This is a genomic window from Candidatus Schekmanbacteria bacterium (genome assembly GCA_016219965.1).
In the GTDB taxonomy this organism is placed as follows: domain Bacteria; phylum Schekmanbacteria; class GWA2-38-11; order GWA2-38-11; family J061; genus JACRJM01.
This window is the reverse complement of sequence record JACRJM010000001.1, coordinates 32,246-51,929: the sequence shown is the minus strand read 5'-3', so window position 1 is coordinate 51,929 and position 19,684 is coordinate 32,246. Positions and strand designations below refer to the sequence as shown.

The window sequence follows — 19,684 nt, the reverse complement described above, 5'->3', positions numbered from 1 at the left end:
TCTCAGGGTTCAGCGCCATGTTTCCATAAAAAATATTTATTTATTCAGGAAGATATACATACAGTTCAACTGTAAACAGAAATGTTAAACCGGTTTGAAGTTTTCCAAAAAAGAAATGCCAAGTCAAGGGAAAGTTCCTTACAAATAAAAATGGGGCTTTGGATAACTTTCTCCAAAGCCCCGCAGCAATAATTTTCCTTATTTAATCGTTACTATATTTTTTTCCTGAAACGTAACAGACCTGCGCCTGTTAATCCAAGACCAAGCAGAAGAAGAGTCGAAGGCTCAGGAACAGGCGGGCTATATGGTTCTATATCTCCACTAAGCTGAAGCCAGTCATTGTTGCAATCAGGGGAAAACAACATCGTAATCGTTGTCCCGGCAGCCGGATTACCAAGCATGTTCTTATCAACTATTCCCTCGATTACATAAGTGGCATAACCTCTGTCCGGTACTGACGCATCGTAATATGAAAATGAGCTTGCATATCCCTGTAATGTTCCAGAGCTATCGTTCATAGTATTATACATGGGGCCGCCTGAATTCGGATAGCCGTTGATATAACCGGCTGATCCCTTAGTATATGACCATGAGGCATTCTTCCTTATCATCCCCTGATTCCCTATATTTGTCGATGCACCTGTTTCAATTCCATATTCGTATATACTGCCGCTTCCCAATCCAATTCTGATATCAGCCGGATCAAAATGATATCCGCTCCATCCGAACATAGAACCGGCATACCCTGACTGGGGCATTGAAGTTACAATTGCAAAATAGATATTTAAACCATCATCATCAAGATAAATGGCTTCGACATCAAAAGCCTCTCCAGCTGCACCCATGGGAGACGGGTTTATGCCACCTGTATTATAGTTAGCAACTACATAGTCTGCTCCCGGAGCTGTAAACGGGTCAGGTACCCAGGAATTATTGAATTCTGTACCGCTTACACTGAGGTTAATACCAAAATGTGTATCCAGTATAGTAGCTTCCGAACTGCCGTACGAAAAGCAGATTAAAGAAACTGTTAAAACTATAAATAAAACCTTTAATTTAGTTCTCATGAAATTATTTACCCCAACCAGTTAATTGTTATTGTAGTTTACTCTTGTTATAAATAATTAGCAAATTTCATGCCATTTTATAGCAGATTTAACAAACAAAGCATAACCATTTGTTTTATTAAGTATTTTAAAAATAAAATTAACAGTAAAGATAACTGTACTTTTAAAGCGATACTTCATTATTGTCTAAAAAAACGACACTTTTATAACATTTTTCTCTAACATATTGATTTATTTAGCTTCAATATGTCTTAAAAATAGACACTTTTTAAACTCATTGTCGTTATAGACAAGGGTCAGATTTGTTTCAAAAGGGTATAAGCTCGGTATTCTTGAGGACTATTGAGGTTGTGATCGCTAATCATTAACACTGCGTCTTAAATACCGTTGACAAACTTTCCCTCTTGTTTTAGAAACGCCAAACCTTAAAATCTTCTGGATTTTAAGCAATATTTTATCTATCAACTATAGTAAAGCCGGCAAACAGGAAAACAGGTTAAACAAATGATAATAGGTGAAAGAAAACCATTAAAAGAAATCATGGAAATGGTTGCTGAATGCGACAATGTGATTGTTGCAGGATGCGGTACATGCGTAGCAGTATGCCTTGCAGGCGGAGAAAAACAGGTTCGCGTAATAGCGAGCGCTTTACGGCTGGCAAGAAAATTACGTGGAAAGCCAATTAAAGTAACAGAGATAACAGTGGAAAGGCAGTGTGAAAAAGAGTTTATTGAGGAAATAAAGACTCTTATTCCAAACCACGATGCAATCATCTCTCTTGCCTGCGGCATCGGAGTTCAGACTCTTACTCAGCATTATCCGCACACCATAACCTATCCCGGCTTAAATACTACATTTATGGGAGCACCTGCACAGCATGGCGTTTGGATGGAAACTTGCCGTTCCTGCGGTGATTGTATTCTTGATCTTACAGGGGGGTTATGCCCTATAGCAAGATGTTCAAAAAGTCTTTTGAACGGTCCCTGCGGAGGGAGTAAAAATGAGAAGTGTGAAGTTAATCAGGATATTGACTGTGTGTGGCAGCTAATATACAAGAGGCTGAAACAGTTGAACAAGCTTCACCTTATGAGAGAAATAATGCCTGCAAGAGCAAGAGGAGAAAAGGATAACGGTTTTCCGCGAAAGATAATCCGTGAAGATGCAATGTTATAAAGGGCCTTCCATATAATAAATCCTATGAAGATAACTGATTTTTTTGACAAGAATACTTTTGTTTTAAGTTCCGAGATTGAGCCCCCAAAAGGTACAGATATAGAAAAATTTATAAACACTGCTGAATCATTAAAAAATAAAGTTCATTTTTTCAATGTAACAGACCAGCAGGGCGCAGTAATGCACGCAGGTTCTCTCACAGGCTGCACGATTTTGAAAAATAAAAACATGGAACCTATATTTCAGCTTGCATGCAGGGACAGAAACCGTATCGCACTTCAGTCAGATCTTTTAAGCGCGGCAATATCAGGGCTAGAAAATGTCCTTATAATTACAGGAGACCATCCTCATCTCGGAGACCATCCTGATGCGAGGGCTGTATTCGACCTTGATTCAGTTCAGCTCCTTCAGGCTGCTTCAAAGCTGATGGAAGGCACTGACATGGCGGGAAACAATCTCAACAAAGCCCCCTCATTCTGTCTCGGAGCAGCTGTGAATCCCGGCGCAGATAACCTGGATCTTGAACTTATAAAAGTTGAAAAGAAAGTACGGGCAGGGGCGAAATTTTTTCAGACCCAGGCTGTTTTTGATCCGGAAAGATTTAACGACTTCATGGACAGGATGAAAGAATTCAACACGCCTGTCATGGCTGGAATCGTGATTCTTAAATCATCAAAAATGGCACGTTTCATGAACGAGAAAATTGCAGGTATTAACGTTCCTGAAGAGATCATAAAAAGAATGGAAAAAACTGAAGACAAAAAAAATGAGTCAGTTGAAATAGCCGCCTCCATCATAAGGAATATACGCTCCAGGTGCCAGGGCATACATTTCATGCCTCTTGGATGGGATAATCTCGTCCCCCACATATTAGAAAAAGCAGGGTTAACAATTTGACATGAAATGCCTATAGGATTAATATAAAAAAATTGATGTTGAGATGGGAAAGACCCTGATGCATTAATTCCAAAATGGAGGATCTATGATGAGAAAGTTCCTGCTCCCGTTCCCGTTGCTCATGTGTATCGTAATAATATTTTCATGCACTACTCGTTCAGGAAAACAAGCAAAACTTACCCTCCCGATAAGCGGAAACGCAGTACTTAACAAAGACCACAAGCCTGTCCCGCCAGAGGTCACATGCGCAGAATGCCATGATGTAAGCTATGATGCAGAATCAAATGCCACGAAGATGTGGATAAACAACTATAAACTCTTCTCAAAAGAAGAAGTCTGGCGGTGGATAGTGGATTTCCTTCCTGACAGAGAGCGCTTTGTAGTATCAACCGTTGGGGAAGACTCAATCCCGACTGCATCAACTATTGATTTTGTCCTCGTACCTGAAGAAAAAGTTTTACTCTGCGTAAATGAAAAAGGGACTGAAAAAGTCATTCAGCTGATGAAAAACCCCTGGGTCAGTATGGTCCATTATGTAGGTTCCATTGAAGGGCCAAAAGCCCCGGAGAAAAGGTACTGGCAAAGCGTTCAGGTTCTTGGAAAGGCAACAGTGCTTGAACCGGGAACAGCTGAATTCGAAGAATCATTGATAAAATATAAACCTGCCAGGACAAGCATGGATCAGTCGAGGAAACGTTTCGATATGCTGAAGATAAGTATCAAGAAAATCATTGTCTTTAACTCCGAAAACATGAAAAACGGATACTCACCTTACCAGATATGGGAAAATAAGGATTTTAAATAGGATTTGTAATCCGGGGATCCCTGTATTCAGAGGATCCCCGGACTATTTTTTATTCAGATTTTTGTAAGTGAGGAAGTAATCGCAATTTGCGCAGATAATATCCTTCGGCAAGCCCTTGTTCCCAATTTCGTACTGCTTCATGCAATTGCCATTAATCATCCAGCATCTCCACTCCCCTTCTTTGGAGGCCGGACACTTTGCCTTTATATCCTCCGGGCAATTAAAAAATTCATAACATCTTACTATCGCTTCTTGGCCTTCAGGATCAATTTTATCAGGGTTTGAAAATTTTCTGACAAGTTTCTTCAGAACAGTGAGATCTGATGATTTAACTACATATTCATCAACGCCGGCATCTTTGAATTCATTTTCAAGATGATCATAAGCTGTATTGACTATTACAGGAACACCGGGAAGATATTTTTTTATAACGCGGCAGAAATCTATTCCATCCATTACCGGAAGTCTTGCATCAAGGATTATCACGTCAAACTGAGAGTCTTTTTCGACAATCTCAAGGGCTTCAATGCCGCTTAAACATCCGGTCACAACATACCCATCCTCCTCAAACTCATCACTATAGAGTTTAAGGAGGTATGGGCTGTCTTCAACTATTAGTAACTTTTTCTGGTCTTCCATTTAATTATTCTTAATTCAATATAAAAACCAGATTAACAATAAATGATATAATCAAATATTGCCAAAATTTAAATCAGTTTAGAATCTCTTCCTTCCCAGTATTTTTCACGCACTTTACGTTTAAGTATCTTGCCCGAAGAAGTACGCGGAAGCTCTTTTACTATGTCAACGGATGTCGGCTTCTTGTAAGATGCAAGATGCTGCTTGCAAAAATCTATAATCTGCTCTTCAGTTGCGCTCATTCCGTTTTTCAGAACTACCACAGCCTTGACTGTCTCGCCCCATTTTTCATCAGGCACTCCAACAACGCATACATCCATTATTGCCGGGTGGCGATATAGGACTTCCTCTATTTCACGGGGATAAATATTCTTTCCGCCGCTTATAATCAGGTCCTTCTGTCTGTCAGTTATAAATATAAATCCTTCTTCGTCAACCCTTGCAAGGTCTCCGGTATGAAGCCATCCCCCCCTGAATGCCTCAGCAGTTACCTCAGGGGAATTCCAATAGCCTTTCATAACCGTGTTTCCTCTTAGAACTACTTCGCCGACTTCATCGCTTCCAGGCTTTACATCATCCATGTCCTGGTTTACAACCCTTGCACTTGACCCGACCATGGCTTTCCCGATTGATGCAAGTCTAGCTGTTTTTTTCTCGTCACCGTCAAGAGCGACATCTTCACGATGAAGCACAGTTATTGTGGCACAAACTTCAGTCAAACCATATATAGACTGGAAAACATCCCCGAATTTCACAATCGCTTTTTTCCAGAGCTGGACCGGAAGAGGTGAACCCGCAAACGGGATAACTCTTACACTTGACAGGTCATAATTCTCAACGGTCGGATGATTAAGAAGCACATTGATTATCGTGGGGACAAGGATCGTATAGGAAACTTTTTCCTTCTGTACCGTTGAAAGGAATTTCTCCGGGTCAAAGTTGATTATCACATGGCTGCATCCCCTAACAAGAGCAGGAAGTGCCGTACCGCCCCATCCGCCTATAAAGTAAAGCGGAAGTGTTGTCATCGCAACATAGTCCGGCAGAAGCCTGAATTCATAACCTGCGCAAAGACCCTGGTTTACATTGTTATGATGGGTCAGCAATGCACCTTTGGGAACACCGGTTGTGCCGCTGGTGTAAATATGAAGAAAAGTGTCATCCTTTGAAACCGGGATCTCAGGGTCGGTTGAACGGTTGGATTCAATTATTTTTTCAAAATCAAATTCAAAACTGTGTTTCTTGTCATGGCTAAGTCCAATGACACCCTTAAGGGAAGGACATTTTTCCCTTACTGCTTCCACAAGTTCAAACTTGGTATCCTCTGCTATAATAAATTTCATTCCGCAGTCATTGGCTATCTGTTCTATTTCGCCTGCGACAAATGCCATATTGAGAGGAACAAGCTTAAGTCCAGCTTTAGCTACTGCAAAAGCTGCCTCAAACCATTGGTGGCAATTTCTGGAAAGTAAACCAACAGGTTCCTGCACTTTCAAGCCCATGGACAGAAGACCATTTGCAAGCCTGTTGACCCTTTCATCAGTCTGCGACCACGTAAATCTGAAATTCTCATAAATAAAACTTGTCTTGTTTGGGTAATTCCTTGCATTATTCCTTAAAATATCTCCTACAACCATCACATCTCCTCTAATATAGTTTAATCTATCTTGTTTGAACTTCGACAGCGCACTCAGTAAAAGCTTTTTTTTAATATAAAAAAAAACATACAATTGCAAGAGCTTAATTAGCTTAACATCTTTCCAAAATCATTTTCCATAGACGATAAGTTTCATGTCTCTGAGATTTAAATACAGATAAAAAGAAGAAATATGCCAGATAAGATAACATTTCATAGAATATTGATTAAAACCACTCAACATTCCTTTTACAATCAAGAAGTTACTTTAAAAATTACAGAGTATAAGTTATATTAAGATTCAATTTAAAGGTACGAAAAGATATTCAATTGAAATTTATTAGTTGACAAATTATACTCCGGTTAATAATATTTGCATAGGAATGTTAAGTATTTTAAGTATGATATGATTTAATAGGAAGAAGGGAATCAAGCAATGGCAATAAAAACAAAACCTATAACTGTAGAGAGGAAAGAGTATGGCATCGAGCAAATCAGATATCCTAACATTAAAAGAAGTAGCAGACTATATGAGAGTGAACACTGCGACTATTTATCGTCTTGTAAGAAGCGGGAAGATACCGGCATTCCGTGTAGGAAACCGCTGGCGCTTCAGACAGACCTCTATTGATGAGTGGCTGACCACAAGAGAAGGAAATTTAGACGAGTTTTAAAAAAGTTTGATCTAAAAAATTAAAAAGAGGTAGTAAAATATTATTTACTACCTCTTTTTTTTACTGCATTTAACAATATTATTTTTTTGACTAAAAATTCACTTTAGGCACCTCTTTAGCAGGTTCCACAGCTTTAAAATAAGACGCTTGTTCAACACCTGCTATTCTTGCAAAAACAACTCCGGGGATTTTTCTTATATGAGCATTAAGCTCATTGACAGAATCATTATATCTCATCCTTGCTACAGCTATGCGGTTTTCAGTGCCGGCAAGTTCATCCTGGAGCCTTATGAAATTCTGATTAGATTTTAGATCCGGATAGCGTTCAACGACAACGAGCAGTCTGCTAAGCGCTCCGGTCAACTCATTGTTTGCATCAATTTTTTCCGAAATACTTTTTGCCTGTCCCACCCTTGAGCGTGCTTCAGTAACCTTTATAAATACTTCCTTTTCCTGAGAAGCATAGCCTTTCACTGTTTCAACAAGGTTTGGGATCAGGTCATAGCGTCTCTGAAGCTGATTATCAACCTGAGACCATTCTTTTTTTACATTCTCATCGAATCCGACAACCTTATTGATTCCCGATACAATAAAACTGCCACCGATCAAGACAAGTACAACAATTATTCCAACTGCCCCAAGGATATATTTTGTGCTTTCTTTCATAATCAAGATCTCCTTACTTGTAATGAACTACCATGAACGGCTGGAACCACCGCCACCGCTCATACCCCCGCCAAACCCTCCAAAACCACCGCCGCCGAAACTACCTCCTCCTCCAAATCCTCCTGAACCGATTCCTCCCATCCAATAACCCCTTCCTTTTCTCCGCTGAGCCGGACTGACAAGAAACCTGTTCAGCAAAGATATCACTACAAATATTGCTATGCCAAATAACTGGAAAGGGTTTCCTCCTCCCCTTTTTCTCAAAACATTTCTGCTGTTTGTTGGAAGAGGAGTAAATTCAACATTATATTCTTTCCCTATAGGTGCAGCGATCCGCGCAACACCTGTCATCACTCCCTGATCGAATTCACCATTTTTGAAATAGGGAATAACCATATCAAGAGTTTCACCGCAATACCCATCAGTTAAAATTCCTTCAAGCCCATATCCTACTTCTATCCGCATTTTCCTGTCTTTTGCTGCCAAAATGAAAAGCACTCCGTTATCTTTGTTTTTTTCACCAATACCCCATTTTTCAAAAAGCTTTACAGCATAATCTTCAAGTTCAAAGGGAGAAACACTGTCTATTACTACAACAGAAACTTCCACACCTGTCTTATTTTTTATATCCTGACACAGTCCGGAGAGAGAAGCCACTGCTGACCTGGAAAGTACTCCGCTAAAATCATTAATAAATCCCCGGGGTGATGGAAAATTATAATCAACAGACGAGGAGGCTGAAGTAACCCAAAAAATGACAAGGAAAAAAACAATCCCTGCCGCACACTTAATGCTTTTACAGCGCATCAATAATATCCGCCAGTTTCTGAAGTTCTTCCATATATGTCTCAAACGCGGAATCACATTCCCTTTTTCCTATTCTGGCATCTCCTTTTTTATCACGTAGGATGTCAATGAATATTGAAGAATCCATGCCGAATTCGCGCCCCACATTGACAATCAGTTCATCTTTTGAAACTGGAGGGATAAGTCCCTTTAATCTCAATGCAGAGCGGAACAGAGGAAATATAGAAGATATGGAATTAACCATGATTGCTTCAAGTTGTTTGCTTTTACCCCCTGATTCGAGATATGCTTGGCGGAGGAGAAGGATTTTCCCCTTTATCTGCTGTTCGCATTGAAGCCTTAAAGCCTTTTCTGAAATAACAAGGCTGCTAAAAAAATCCGTTCCATAAATCAGGACATGGTTTTCCTTAATTTCAGAAAACTCCATAGGGAAGACATCTGACGAGTTCTGGATCATTTGTCCGGTTAAAAAAAGAGGAGCTGTGATTTTTCTCTTTATACCGGCAGTTACAGCTTGATGGGATTTTCTGAGAAAATTGAAATCAAGATTATTTAAAACAAAAACTGAATTTATATCCGAGTTGGACGGAATGAATTCTCCGCTTGCAACACTGCCGTATACAGATATGGAAGCTATTTCTCCGCCAATAGATGAAAGAAGGTCTTCACAAAAGGGAATAAAATATCGCTTTGCCTCTTCATGGATCTTTTCAAGATTTTTAAAACTATTCAATAACGGCCCTCAGAATTTAATAGGAATGATACCATATCCATGATGCGAGGGGAATCCTGTTACAAGTTTTAATACAACCTTATCACATCAATTACATTAACAGGACATTTCTGGAGGCAAAGATCACAGAGAGTGCATTCATCTTCGTTCCCCTCAACAATGAGAACGCTGTCATCCTTTGCTTCAAATATATTGACAGGACAAACTTTAACGCACTCTCCGCATTTTTTAATTCCAAGACAACCATTTTTTATTTTAACGTTTATAAAGAGACTTGCCATTTCACACTCCCATCATTTAAGCTCGTTACATTACGCTCTTTAAGTGCTTTATTATATCCTTGAATTCTTCAGCAACCATAATACCAGCCTGCCTGAACTTCTCTATCTTACCCTTTGTGGTCCCCTTGTTTCCTTCAACAATTGCGGCAGCATGTCCAAACCTCACACCCGGCATTTCATCGGCAAACCTTCCTGCCACGAATGCAACGATAGGAAGTTTTATCTTTTCCCTTATAACCAGTTCAGAAAGTGATTCCTCAACGTTTCCGCCCGGTTCACAGAAAATCACTACAGCCTTTGTACCTTTGTCTTTTGCAAAAAGCGGGATCAGATCAAGATAATTGGAACCTACTATGGCATCTCCGCCTATACTTATACATGTGCTCTGCCCTATGCCATTCAACGTAAGGAGGTTTGCGATCTCGGTCGTCATTCCTCCTGAACGGGAGATAATCCCGACTGAACCTTCGCTGTATGCTTTTCTTACATCAGCCGCCCTTCCTCCTACCATCCCGACCTTTGCTTTATGAGGAGATATGAGGCCGAGAGAATTAGGACCTATGACTCTTGCATCCTTTAATCTCGCAAAAGAAACTATATCTATTACATCCTTTCGCGGCACTCTTTCAGTTACTATCACGACAAGTTTTATCCCGTTGTCAATAGCTTCAAATGCCGCGCCTTTGACCATTCCTGGCGGCACTGAGATTACGCACGCATTGGCAGGGGTTTTCTCAATACACTGTTTAACTGTATCATAAACCGGCACACCGTAAACCTCCCATCCACCTTTGCCCGGGGTAATTCCGCCTACTACATTTGCCCCGTAATCGAGCAGATCTTTTGTAAAGGTTGTCGCTTCCCTGCCGGTGATGCCCTGTATTATTATCTTCGTGTTCTCATCAGCTAAGATTGCCATAACATTTTACCTCTTCACTTTTTTTATTTTTCACTCAACTCAACCGTCACTTGCTCTTCTGAACCGCTATTTGCGCCGCCTCATCAATAGAAACTGTCCTGTCGCAATACTGTACGCCATGTTTCTTCAATATCCTGAACCCTTCGTCTTCCCATGCTCCGGGAATCCTGAAAACTGTTATTGCATCAGCCGGATTCTTGCCGCTCTCTATAACACCTTTAACCACACCCCTTGCCACAAGATCAACACGGGTATTGCTTACAACATTCATTATAACTGCGATCTTATCAATCCCTTTTCTTGAAAGGATCAGTTTCACAAGCTCCTTAACCTTAAAAACGCTCGGATTGCCGCCTATCTCACAGTAGTTTGCAGGCTTGCCGCCATGTTTTCTTATCGCATCAAAGGCTGTAAGGCTTGCACCGCCTCCGCCTATTAAAAGTCCAAGATTCCCGTCAAACTCGATCATGCGGCCGGCAACACCGCGGTGGTCAAGCTCATCAATCTCTGCGGCTCTTTTTTCAAACTCCGTCTGAGCCTTTCCTTTCGATTCCTCCCTTTTCCCAAGGGACTCAATAAGCGATTTCTGGCGGTAAAGAGCATCATCATCAAGTTCCATATGACCATCCACAGCAAAAAAATCTCCCCCTTCAGTTTTCACAAGAGGGTTTATTTCAGCCAGTGTTGCATCATATTTGAAGAAAATATTTAAAAGCTTAAAAAGTATTCCACCCACTTTCAGGATGTCTTTTGATTCAACTCCGGCTTTAGCAGCCACTTCCCGCATCTGATGTTCATGAAGGCCTTCAGCAGTATTAATATCTCTGCGTACTATCTTTTCAGGAGACTTTACTGCAAGCTCCTCTATATCTATCCCACCTTCGCAACTAAATATTACAACCGGAAGTTTCCTTGCTGAATCATAGGTTATAGCCATGAAATATTCAGATTTTATTTTGAGCTGTTCTTCTACAAGCACTTTCTTTACTTTATAACCTTTGATCTCCTTCCCCAGAAGAGATGCCGCTTTATCAGCCGCATCCTTTCCATCAGAAGCAAAAAGGACACCGCCGGCTTTTTTCCTTCCACCAGAAGGTATCTGCACTTTTAAGACAGACGGCCCTGCTATTTTAATCTCAGCCGCGGATTCTACAACTTCGTTTTTTGGTACCGGAACTCCATTAGTCGTTAATATCTTTTTAGTTTCATATTCAAAGAGTCTCATTTCACATTTCCTCTAAACTTGGTTCATACATCTGGTTTGAATGCAACTCGTCCTAAGTTCCTTGAAAATCCACGGGAAATTATATTGATAATAAGCATCTGTCAAGGATTTTTTCATGAATAAACTAAAACTCAAGAATTTCTGAATAAGTTTGTTGGAACTGAGAATTCTCACCTCAAACTGTCGGATTTTTGGACGTTATTTTGTATTGATAACAATAAATTAAATACATTAATTAATAAATTAAACTCTATTAGCAAATTAAAATACCAATAAATTATAAAACATCCATGTTGTTTTTTTGGACATTTTTCAAAGAAAAAAAATATTCCACAAACAAGACTTTTTTAATCATAATTTATTTTGTTATTATAATTCAAGATGATAAAAGTTTATTTTAAAAAAAATTGCATGTGGCATAATTTTTGCGTTACATTGGACAGTAAGAAATTATGAAAAAACTTAAAGGATATCAATTCTATGAAAAATAACATTTATTTAGAGGGGGGTAAAACAATGAAAAAGGTATTACTGGCGTTTTTATTCATCATTATGGCAAATCCATTTGCATGGTCCTATGTTTCAGACAATGGCGGTGCTGTAATCAGCAATGGGAACATCGAAATGGGAGTAAACCAGGAAGGACATCTGAATACTCCTATATCAAACGACCCGCTTGGCATCGGTTACATGGGATTAAGGTATGTACCCACAGGCGCAGCATCAACTGAGCCAGGTTGTCAGTGTGAAGGATGGGGAGCTGCGGATTCAATATCAGGAGCCACCGGTTATGCAAACGTTTCTTCTGATGGCGGAGCAGTAAATCTTACTCTTATTTCTTTCACGCAGACCGCTTCTACGGCAGTATCGGTTGTGCAGGTTGGAAACACATACGAAGTTACGCATGATTATCATCCGAGCGCTTCGGCAAACCTGTACGAAGTTACTGTAACAGTAAAGAACATAGGCGATTCAGTAACAAACCTTCTCTACAGACGCGTTATGGATTGGGATATTTATCCGACTCCGTTTGATGAATATGTAACAATATCTGATTACAGCGGCGGCAATCTCATCAGGACTGATACGAATGGTTTCAACTCAGCAAATCCTTTTAGTTTCTCAAGCTATCAGCCTGGTCCGGTTGTTGACGCAGGTCCCAATGATCATGGTGCTTTATTTGATTTTGACTTTGGGCTTCTTGCTTCGGGTGAATCCAAGACTTTCAACACATACTACGGTGCGACAGCAACAGAAGCGGCAGCTTATGCAGCTCTCACAGCAGTGGGAGCACAGACTTATTCCTTTGGTCAGGCAAACGTTACCGGTGGACCGGACTTAGGAATTCCTAACACTTTCATATTTGCATTTGAAGGCGTAGGATTACCCCCGGTCGAAAACCCGGTCCCTGAACCATCAACACTTATTCTTCTCGGTTCAGCGCTGGCTGGATTAGGAATAGCAAGGTTTAGAAAGAAGTAAGATATAAAACTCAAACCAAACAAAAAGCCCATCGATTTCCGATGGGCTTTTTTATTTTCCTCTTATTAATTCCTATTCGAATGATTCTTCCACAAGATAGTAGGCATCATCTTTTAATGCTATATAATGAATCCCTTCTGAACCATCAAAAGCAATCCCTCCTCCGCCAAGAGTGACGATGCCGTTGTAGAGACCGCCTTCATTGTTATTAACCACCACTGTCCAGTAGTCTCCTTTTTTGGCATTATAGGCAAAATATTTATTGTCAGGACTGAAAGCAAGAATTGATTTTCCTACGGAATCATACTTATTTCCTTCCCTGCCGTTTGCCACAACAGCCCATGTATCATTCTTAAAAGCAACAAAGGCATATTGCTTCCCATCATTGCTATATATCAAATCTGCAGCCAGGTCATAGGGTTTTACTTCCTTCCCGTCTATGTTAACACCCCACTTCCCTTCCTTCCGGAACGTATAGGCAACTTTACTGCCATTGGCGTTAAACACTATATTACCGACAGCATCATACACTTGTGATTTTTTGCCATCAATAACCAGGATAAATGTATTTCCTTTCTTAGCTTTGTAAGCAAAATGTCTGCTGTCAGGACTGAACACTATACTGCTTAAACCATCATAGGGACCATCGGTATAGCCATCATCAATAGCCATAAACCACCCGCTCCCTTTTTTAATCGCATAAGATAACTTGCTGCTGTCAGGACTAAACATAACAGGATACTCTCCTATATCTTCGTAGGGTTTCCCATTTTTTCCGTCCACTACGATAAAAGCATCTTTCCCTTTCTTTGCGGGATAGGAAAGCCTTTTGCCATCAGGACTAAAAACCGGTTTTCCAACATAATCATAGGTGCTTTCTTTCTTCCCGTTAAGAACAATGAAAAATGTTTTAGCCTGTTGGGCAACATAAGCCATCTTGCTCCCATCAGGAGAAAATATTATGCTTCCTGCTCCATCAAAATGTTCTTCTTCCTTACCACCTTTAACGACAAACCATTTTCCGCTTTTTGTTGCCACATAGGCTACTTTGCTGCTGTCAGGAGTGAATACTATGGTATCTTTCCCAATACCTTCATATGCCTTTTCTTCCTTCTCATTCACCATTACCGCAACATCTTTATTCTTGCGGATGATGTAAGCCACATTTTTAATATCAGGACTGACTACAGTGCTGTCTTTTATCCATGTAGTTTTGTCAATATTTGCCAGCAGCTTTTCAGAAAATGATCTTTTGAGAGTGCCTTCTCCCCATGAATAAACAGTTACGAAAAAAACAAAAACCATTAATGTAAATATCAGCTTTTTAAAGTTCTTCATATTGCCTCCATGAAATTAGAATCCAAAAAAATTCTCATATATCTTATACAATAAAAGAGCTTCCCCGCAATTTTCTTCTTTATCTATACAATTACAACCGCTTCAAATTTATACCTGCCATGACCCTCCACTTTCTTTGTTCCCTTTTTTTATATGCCGGTGACGTTCGGTAAAAATCAATGGCATTTTGATACGATTTTACAGCTTCATCCTTTTTCCCCATTCTGGAAAGCACTTCACCTTCAAGCACGAACCCCTCAACATTGGATGTGTGAACCTGTTTAAGTCTTTTAAGCATATCAAGTGACTTCTCATTTTCACCTGCCTCAGCATATTTTCTGGCAAGATAGAGGTATGGTTCACCATATCCGAAGCGGGGATTTATCTCAAGAGAACGCATTATATGCTTAACGCCTTCATCTGTCGCTCCGGTTTCGACAAGGGAAACGCCATAATAATAATTTGCCTCCGCGGATTCATCCATTCGCGCTATGGCAAGCTTTAAATGTTCATTGCCTTCATTGAATCGTTTCCGTTTTACAAGAATGCGCCCAATATCATTATGCGATGCTGCATTATGGGGATTTATCCTTACTTCCTTCATTAGCTCGCCAAGTTCTCGTGAATCCCTGAACATACCGGTAACACGCGGAAAAAGACCAAGATATCTTTTATCAAAGTAATAATAGGCAGCTATCACTGCTGCAATAGCCAGCAGAGGACTGCGGGTGATAATCCAGACTATGTAAAAAATTACGAATTTTGACATTTTATTTAACCTTCACTTTGCAAAAAAATCATTTATCATGAAATATTTTCTATTGAGATCTTCAGCGCTCATATTACAAAAAGAAACATTTGTTCTGGTAAAATGCCCGGTACCGTACCTGAAATCTTTTTTGTTGATTTTATTTTCATTTGCTAGGTCATCAAACAATTTGGTTCCGGGAAGAGGAAGAAAAATACTGAAAGAGTATTTGTCAAGGTCAAGACGTTTCGCAAGACTGAATGTCATATCAATTTCTTTTTCTCCTTCTCCTGGAAGTCCTATCATAAAGAAACCGGCAACCCTGACATATTTTCTTGCCATAGCAATGTTTTGAATTACCTCCTGTATGCTGTATCGTTTTCCCATGAGTCTTAAAGTTTCAGGAACACCCGATTCTATCCCCACGTCAATCTGCACGAGTCCTGCATCTTTCATCATCATCAATTCGTCTTCCTTAAGAAGGTCGACACGCGTATTTATCTGCCATTTCATCTCAGGAAGACGCTTTTTAATTTCGCTGCAAAATTCTCTCAGCCACCCTGAGTCAAGGTTAAATGTGCTGTCCTTGAACCATATCCCCTCAACACCAAAACGTGAGACAAGCTCCTCCATCTTATCCACAACTTTTTTAGGGCTTCTCCTCCTGTCAATAGTTCCCATAGTATTTCTTACGGCACAGAATGAGCAGTTATATGGACATCCCCGTCCCGCTATCATGGAAATCCCGCGTATGCTCCGGAGCTCCTCATTGTACTTAATGTAAGTTTCAACAGGAAACAGGCTATAATCCGGAAAAGGAATGTCATCAAGGTTATCAATAAGATGGCTTTTCTCTGATAATATTCTCTTTCCTTCATTAGAAAAGCAAACCCCATCAATACCTCTTAGAGAGCCAAAGCCCTCACCTTTCGATAAAACTTCCTCAATCTGAAGAAGTGCATATTCTCCTTCTCCACGGACAACTATATCAACATCAGGACAGGAAAGCACCTCGTCCGGCATAATTGTAGGATGGACACCACCTAAAACTATGGTTGTACCGGAAAGTATTTTTTTGACTATCCCTGCAATCCTGATGCTTTCCGCAAAGGTCGAACTCATGGCTGTTATCCCCACGATTTCAGGCTTAAGATTGATAAGCCTTTTTTCAATCTCAGCATCAGAGATAAAATCACCGGGGATATCCATTATTTCTACCTTCTTGCCCTTAGAGCGAAGGAATGTGGCAAGTTCTGCGATTCCGATGGGCGGCTCAAAGGCTACGGCATACATGTTCCCTTTTTTTATCCATTCACGGTAACGTTCAAACCGATCTTTAAGCTCGTCCCGCTCAAAGTACGGAGGATTTATAAGAAGTATCATCAGTTTTCCCCTCTACAATAAAATAGCCAATGGAGTTCTCTTATATGTTTATGACCAAAGAGGCATTAAGTAAATATTATTGTAATGCCCTATGGGAACATTATAATATATACTGTAAAGGTTAAACTAAAAAAACTTATGAGCATTTATAAAGACATAATGGACAACCTGTTCGACGGTCTTTATTTTGTTGATAAAGACAGGAAGATCACTTACTGGAACAGCGCAGCAGAACAAATCACAGGCTTTTCCAGCAGTGAGGTTTTAGGCAAATGCTGCGCTGATAATATTCTTAAACATGTTAATGAAGATGGTGTGAACCTCTGCAAAAGCCTCTGCCCATTGGCTCAAACACTCATTGACGGCAAACAGCGGAAAGCAACGGTCTATCTTCATCATAAGGACTCCCACAGACTTCCGGTCTCTGTCCGCATATCCCCAATCAGGGATGAAAATGGGAACATCATAGGAGCTTCAGAACTTTTCAACGACGAGACACCTGTAGCAGCAATCATAGAAAGAAATAAAGAACTGGAGAAGCTTTCTCTTCTTGATACGTTAACAAGCATTGCAAACAGAAGGTATATTAAAATGACTATGTTTGCACAGTATCAGGCAATGAAACGCTATGGGGCTTCTACGGGAGTGCTTTTCATAGACATTGATAATTTTAAAAACATCAATGATACGTACGGCCATAATGCAGGAGACGAGATATTAAAAATAATTTCTCAGACACTTACAAAGAATTCAAGACCCTTCGATGTTTTCGGACGCTGGGGAGGAGAAGAATTTATAGGGATTATATATAATGTTGACAAAACTCAATTAGAATCCGTAGCAAACAAGCTTCGCCTGTTAATAGAAAATTCCTATATAATCAATGAGAGCACAAATATCTCAGTTACTGTTTCAATGGGAGCAACACTCATTAAACCAGATGATACCCCGGAAGACGCAATAAATAGGGCAGACAAACTTATGTACGAGAGCAAAAAAACCGGGAAAAACAGAGTGACCGTTGATTTGTCATAAATTATTAAGGCGGTCCATCCCTTTAATCCCTTCAACAAGCTTCCTCGGAATATACATTCGCAGCGGTCTTGTTCTTGCTCCGGTCACAGGGAAGAACCCGTCTGGTTCTTTAAAAAAATCACCTATATAAATGTAATTGCCATCCACTATTTTTTCAAAAAAAGAGTCTTCCTCTTCCAATATCATTAAATCAAATCTCTGCTCTCTTATGGCAGTGGTGAGATGTCTTACAAATAATCTTCTGTTTTTGTCATCTCCGCTTATAACATCTTCAACTGCCATGCGTTGTGCATATGCCTTTTTCCCGGCAAACATCGAAAGATATCCATGAGCAGGGATATAAACTTCCCCTTTTATTTCAGAAATAAAATGAACCAGTTTTTCACCGCATTGTTCATCTTCCTTTGACGGAATTTGAGCCGCAGGGTTATAGACAAGCCAGCTCATCTGGAATATAGAGAGAAGGTAAATGCAGGCTTTAGCGGCTTGCAGTTTATTCCCGGTCAATTGCATTGAGAGTTTAAGAAGCTCGTTAATCCCTATCCCGAAGAGAATTGATATTACTGCATAAGCAGGAAGTAACACATTCTTCCATCCTCCGCTGTGAAGCATAGAAAAATATGAACCGCCGATCATAGACAGAAACGCAAAAAGCCAGATGTCCAGTCTGCGGTTAACATACATCCTGCGCACAAGACAGAATAGCCCGATGAAAAAAGCAAGAGGCAAGAAAGATAATATATCCTCAGTCCAGTAACTAGCAAATTCATCCTGCACCCAAGGGTGTTCTGAAGGCAATTTAAAGATATAATAATTATACCAGCAGCCGCTCTGTGAATTAAAGAACAGCGTTGAGCTGCCAATTACGGCAAGCATAATTCCCGATGACAACATTGCCTGCCGCAAGCTTTTAAAGAGGCAATAAATTATGATTGGTATCACCATGATGAGGGCAATCTGCTTTGTTAAAAATGAAAGTGAGAAGAAGATGCCTGCCGCAAAAAAAGCGAAGAATGATTTTCTAAAGGCCGCAAAATAAACCCCTGCCAAAAAAAACAGGAGAAACAGGGTGTCGACCCTTGCAATATCAAGCCAGTATCCGCTAAGCCCATAAGTAGCAGAAAAAAGAGAAACTGATAAAAATGCGCAGAATCTGTTTTTTGTTTCATGCCATACCATTTTGTAAATAAGTAAAAAGCATAGAATCGATGAGATAAAAGAGACCAGCCTTAAGGCAAAGAAATTCAACCCGAACATCTTTGCCGATACCGCAGAGATATAATAATAAAGAGGCGTATATATGAAAGGGATAAAATCCACATCAGGCTCAGGATAAAGAGCTTGATTGTTCAACACCCGCAATACATGGTCGAGCGAGCCGCCCTCCATCCATTCAAGCTCATATTTGTAGTTAATGCGAAGACAGGCTGTGGCAATGTAGGAGAGCAGAAAGAGGACTGAAATGGTCAGCAGGAGATACTTTAAAGATTTAACCCAAAGCTCCTCTGACTCTTTAATATAACTTACACGACGTTCCATATTTCCAATCTTAACATGCCGCGTGATGATATCAAAAACCAATCTGCATTGATGATCTAAGATGATAATTCGAAGAGATTGCGAAACAGTAAGTTAAAATGCTAAAATGTTGTAAAATAATTTTAACTATAACACTATGAGCAAGTACGAAAAACTACTTGAACAAATATTAAGCGGCAAGGCAGATGCAAATATATCATTTGATGACTTGTGTCATCTGCTTGATCGTTTAGGCTTTGATAAGCGGATAAGTGGAAGCCATAATGTATTCAGAAGAATGGATATTGAAGAAAAGATTAATTTGCAAAGAGATGGTAACAAAGCTAAACCATATCAGGTACGTCAAGTACGCAACATTATCTTGAAATACAAACTTGGAGGCACTGACTAATGGACAAGTATGAAATAATAATTTATTGGAGCGATGATGACAAAGCGTTTATCGCTGAAGTCCCTGAGCTTCCGGGATGTATGGCTCATGGAGAAACACATGCCAAAGCATTAACTAATATCAAATCTGCAATTGACCTATGGATTAAAACAGCCAAAGAATTTGGTGATCCAATTCCTCAGCCCAAAGGCAGAAAATTAGTCTATGCATAGTAAAAAAACATTACAAATTACAGTTACAAAAAAT

At 39.9% G+C, this 19,684-nt stretch carries 21 protein-coding genes; 8 read left to right on the top strand and 13 right to left on the bottom strand.

The genetic code is table 11. The features are described 5' to 3' along the window. Positions 1-212: 212 nt before the first annotated feature. On the bottom strand, positions 213-1,067 hold the full coding sequence (locus HZA77_00250) for a PEP-CTERM sorting domain-containing protein (GenBank protein MBI5373834.1): 855 nt from the start codon (positions 1,065-1,067) through the stop codon (positions 213-215). Positions 1,068-1,571: 504 nt separating this feature from the next. On the opposite strand from HZA77_00250, the gene HZA77_00245 reads away from it, so the two are divergent. The 3 genes from HZA77_00245 (at position 1,572) to HZA77_00235 (ending at position 3,942) form a co-directional block, all read left to right on the top strand. Continuing rightward, entirely contained in the window at positions 1,572-2,240 is a 669-nt protein-coding gene (locus tag HZA77_00245; protein ID MBI5373833.1) for a methylenetetrahydrofolate reductase C-terminal domain-containing protein, read from the top strand. A 24-nt stretch (positions 2,241-2,264) separates the two neighbouring features. After that, complete coding sequence (locus HZA77_00240) at positions 2,265-3,137, top strand: methylenetetrahydrofolate reductase (GenBank protein ID MBI5373832.1); 873 nt, start codon at positions 2,265-2,267, stop codon at positions 3,135-3,137. 85 nt (positions 3,138-3,222) lie between these two features. Continuing rightward, positions 3,223-3,942, top strand: coding sequence for a pyridoxamine 5'-phosphate oxidase family protein (locus HZA77_00235; GenBank protein MBI5373831.1), 720 nt, complete (start codon positions 3,223-3,225; stop codon positions 3,940-3,942). 42 nt (positions 3,943-3,984) lie between these two features. On the opposite strand, the gene HZA77_00230 is transcribed toward HZA77_00235, so the two are convergent. After that, on the bottom strand, positions 3,985-4,581 hold the full coding sequence (locus tag HZA77_00230) for a response regulator (GenBank protein ID MBI5373830.1): 597 nt from the start codon (positions 4,579-4,581) through the stop codon (positions 3,985-3,987). 68 nt (positions 4,582-4,649) lie between these two features. Beyond that, positions 4,650-6,218: a long-chain-fatty-acid--CoA ligase gene (locus tag HZA77_00225; GenBank protein MBI5373829.1), complete on the bottom strand. Its 1,569-nt coding sequence runs from the start codon at positions 6,216-6,218 to the stop codon at positions 4,650-4,652. Between the two features lie 478 nt (positions 6,219-6,696). On the opposite strand from HZA77_00225, the gene HZA77_00220 reads away from it, so the two are divergent. Next, positions 6,697-6,891 carry a helix-turn-helix domain-containing protein gene (locus HZA77_00220; GenBank protein MBI5373828.1) on the top strand — a complete coding sequence of 65 codons (195 nt, stop codon included), beginning with the start codon at positions 6,697-6,699 and terminating at the stop codon, positions 6,889-6,891. Positions 6,892-6,981: 90 nt separating this feature from the next. On the opposite strand, the gene HZA77_00215 is transcribed toward HZA77_00220, so the two are convergent. The 6 genes from HZA77_00215 to HZA77_00190 all read right to left on the bottom strand — a co-directional run bounded on the left by HZA77_00215 (position 6,982) and on the right by HZA77_00190 (position 11,522). Then, complete coding sequence (locus tag HZA77_00215; protein MBI5373827.1) at positions 6,982-7,557, bottom strand: LemA family protein; 576 nt, start codon at positions 7,555-7,557, stop codon at positions 6,982-6,984. A 27-nt stretch (positions 7,558-7,584) separates the two neighbouring features. Further along, positions 7,585-8,364, bottom strand: a complete 780-nt coding sequence (locus HZA77_00210; GenBank protein MBI5373826.1) for a TPM domain-containing protein — start codon at positions 8,362-8,364, stop codon at positions 7,585-7,587. Beyond that, positions 8,354-9,097: a hypothetical protein gene (locus tag HZA77_00205; GenBank protein MBI5373825.1), complete on the bottom strand. Its 744-nt coding sequence runs from the start codon at positions 9,095-9,097 to the stop codon at positions 8,354-8,356. The genes HZA77_00210 and HZA77_00205 overlap by 11 nt, the downstream gene beginning before the upstream one ends. Before the next feature lie 68 nt (positions 9,098-9,165). Next, a complete protein-coding gene (locus tag HZA77_00200; GenBank protein ID MBI5373824.1) occupies positions 9,166-9,378 on the bottom strand; it encodes a 4Fe-4S binding protein in 213 nt (70 codons plus the stop codon). A 25-nt stretch (positions 9,379-9,403) separates the two neighbouring features. Beyond that, positions 9,404-10,297 carry a succinate--CoA ligase subunit alpha gene (locus tag HZA77_00195; protein ID MBI5373823.1) on the bottom strand — a complete coding sequence of 298 codons (894 nt, stop codon included), beginning with the start codon at positions 10,295-10,297 and terminating at the stop codon, positions 9,404-9,406. A gap of 46 nt (positions 10,298-10,343) precedes the next feature. After that, positions 10,344-11,522: an acetate--CoA ligase family protein gene (locus HZA77_00190; protein ID MBI5373822.1), complete on the bottom strand. Its 1,179-nt coding sequence runs from the start codon at positions 11,520-11,522 to the stop codon at positions 10,344-10,346. Positions 11,523-12,212: 690 nt separating this feature from the next. On the opposite strand from HZA77_00190, the gene HZA77_00185 reads away from it, so the two are divergent. Further along, positions 12,213-13,004, top strand: a complete 792-nt coding sequence (locus HZA77_00185) for a PEP-CTERM sorting domain-containing protein (protein ID MBI5373821.1) — start codon at positions 12,213-12,215, stop codon at positions 13,002-13,004. A 72-nt stretch (positions 13,005-13,076) separates the two neighbouring features. Here HZA77_00185 and HZA77_00180 read toward each other — a convergent pair whose 3' ends face one another. The 3 genes from HZA77_00180 to HZA77_00170 all read right to left on the bottom strand — a co-directional run bounded on the left by HZA77_00180 (position 13,077) and on the right by HZA77_00170 (position 16,473). After that, complete coding sequence (locus HZA77_00180; protein ID MBI5373820.1) at positions 13,077-14,342, bottom strand: PD40 domain-containing protein; 1,266 nt, start codon at positions 14,340-14,342, stop codon at positions 13,077-13,079. A gap of 91 nt (positions 14,343-14,433) precedes the next feature. Continuing rightward, complete coding sequence (locus HZA77_00175) at positions 14,434-15,111, bottom strand: hypothetical protein (GenBank protein MBI5373819.1); 678 nt, start codon at positions 15,109-15,111, stop codon at positions 14,434-14,436. A 12-nt stretch (positions 15,112-15,123) separates the two neighbouring features. Next, positions 15,124-16,473, bottom strand: a complete 1,350-nt coding sequence (locus HZA77_00170) for a B12-binding domain-containing radical SAM protein (protein MBI5373818.1) — start codon at positions 16,471-16,473, stop codon at positions 15,124-15,126. A 138-nt stretch (positions 16,474-16,611) separates the two neighbouring features. On the opposite strand from HZA77_00170, the gene HZA77_00165 reads away from it, so the two are divergent. Next, positions 16,612-17,508 carry a diguanylate cyclase gene (locus HZA77_00165; GenBank protein MBI5373817.1) on the top strand — a complete coding sequence of 299 codons (897 nt, stop codon included), beginning with the start codon at positions 16,612-16,614 and terminating at the stop codon, positions 17,506-17,508. Here the strand turns inward: HZA77_00165 and HZA77_00160 are convergent. Further along, complete coding sequence (locus HZA77_00160) at positions 17,503-19,047, bottom strand: glycosyltransferase family 39 protein (protein MBI5373816.1); 1,545 nt, start codon at positions 19,045-19,047, stop codon at positions 17,503-17,505. The two genes, HZA77_00165 and HZA77_00160, sit on opposite strands and share 6 nt — an antisense overlap. A 136-nt stretch (positions 19,048-19,183) precedes the next feature. On the opposite strand from HZA77_00160, the gene HZA77_00155 reads away from it, so the two are divergent. Next, positions 19,184-19,438, top strand: coding sequence for a type II toxin-antitoxin system HicA family toxin (locus HZA77_00155; GenBank protein ID MBI5373815.1), 255 nt, complete (start codon positions 19,184-19,186; stop codon positions 19,436-19,438). Further along, the gene (locus HZA77_00150; protein ID MBI5373814.1) at positions 19,438-19,650 is read left to right on the top strand and encodes a type II toxin-antitoxin system HicB family antitoxin; all 213 of its coding nucleotides are present in this window, start codon (positions 19,438-19,440) and stop codon (positions 19,648-19,650) included. The genes HZA77_00155 and HZA77_00150 overlap by 1 nt, the downstream gene beginning before the upstream one ends. Positions 19,651-19,684: the final 34 nt, after the last annotated feature.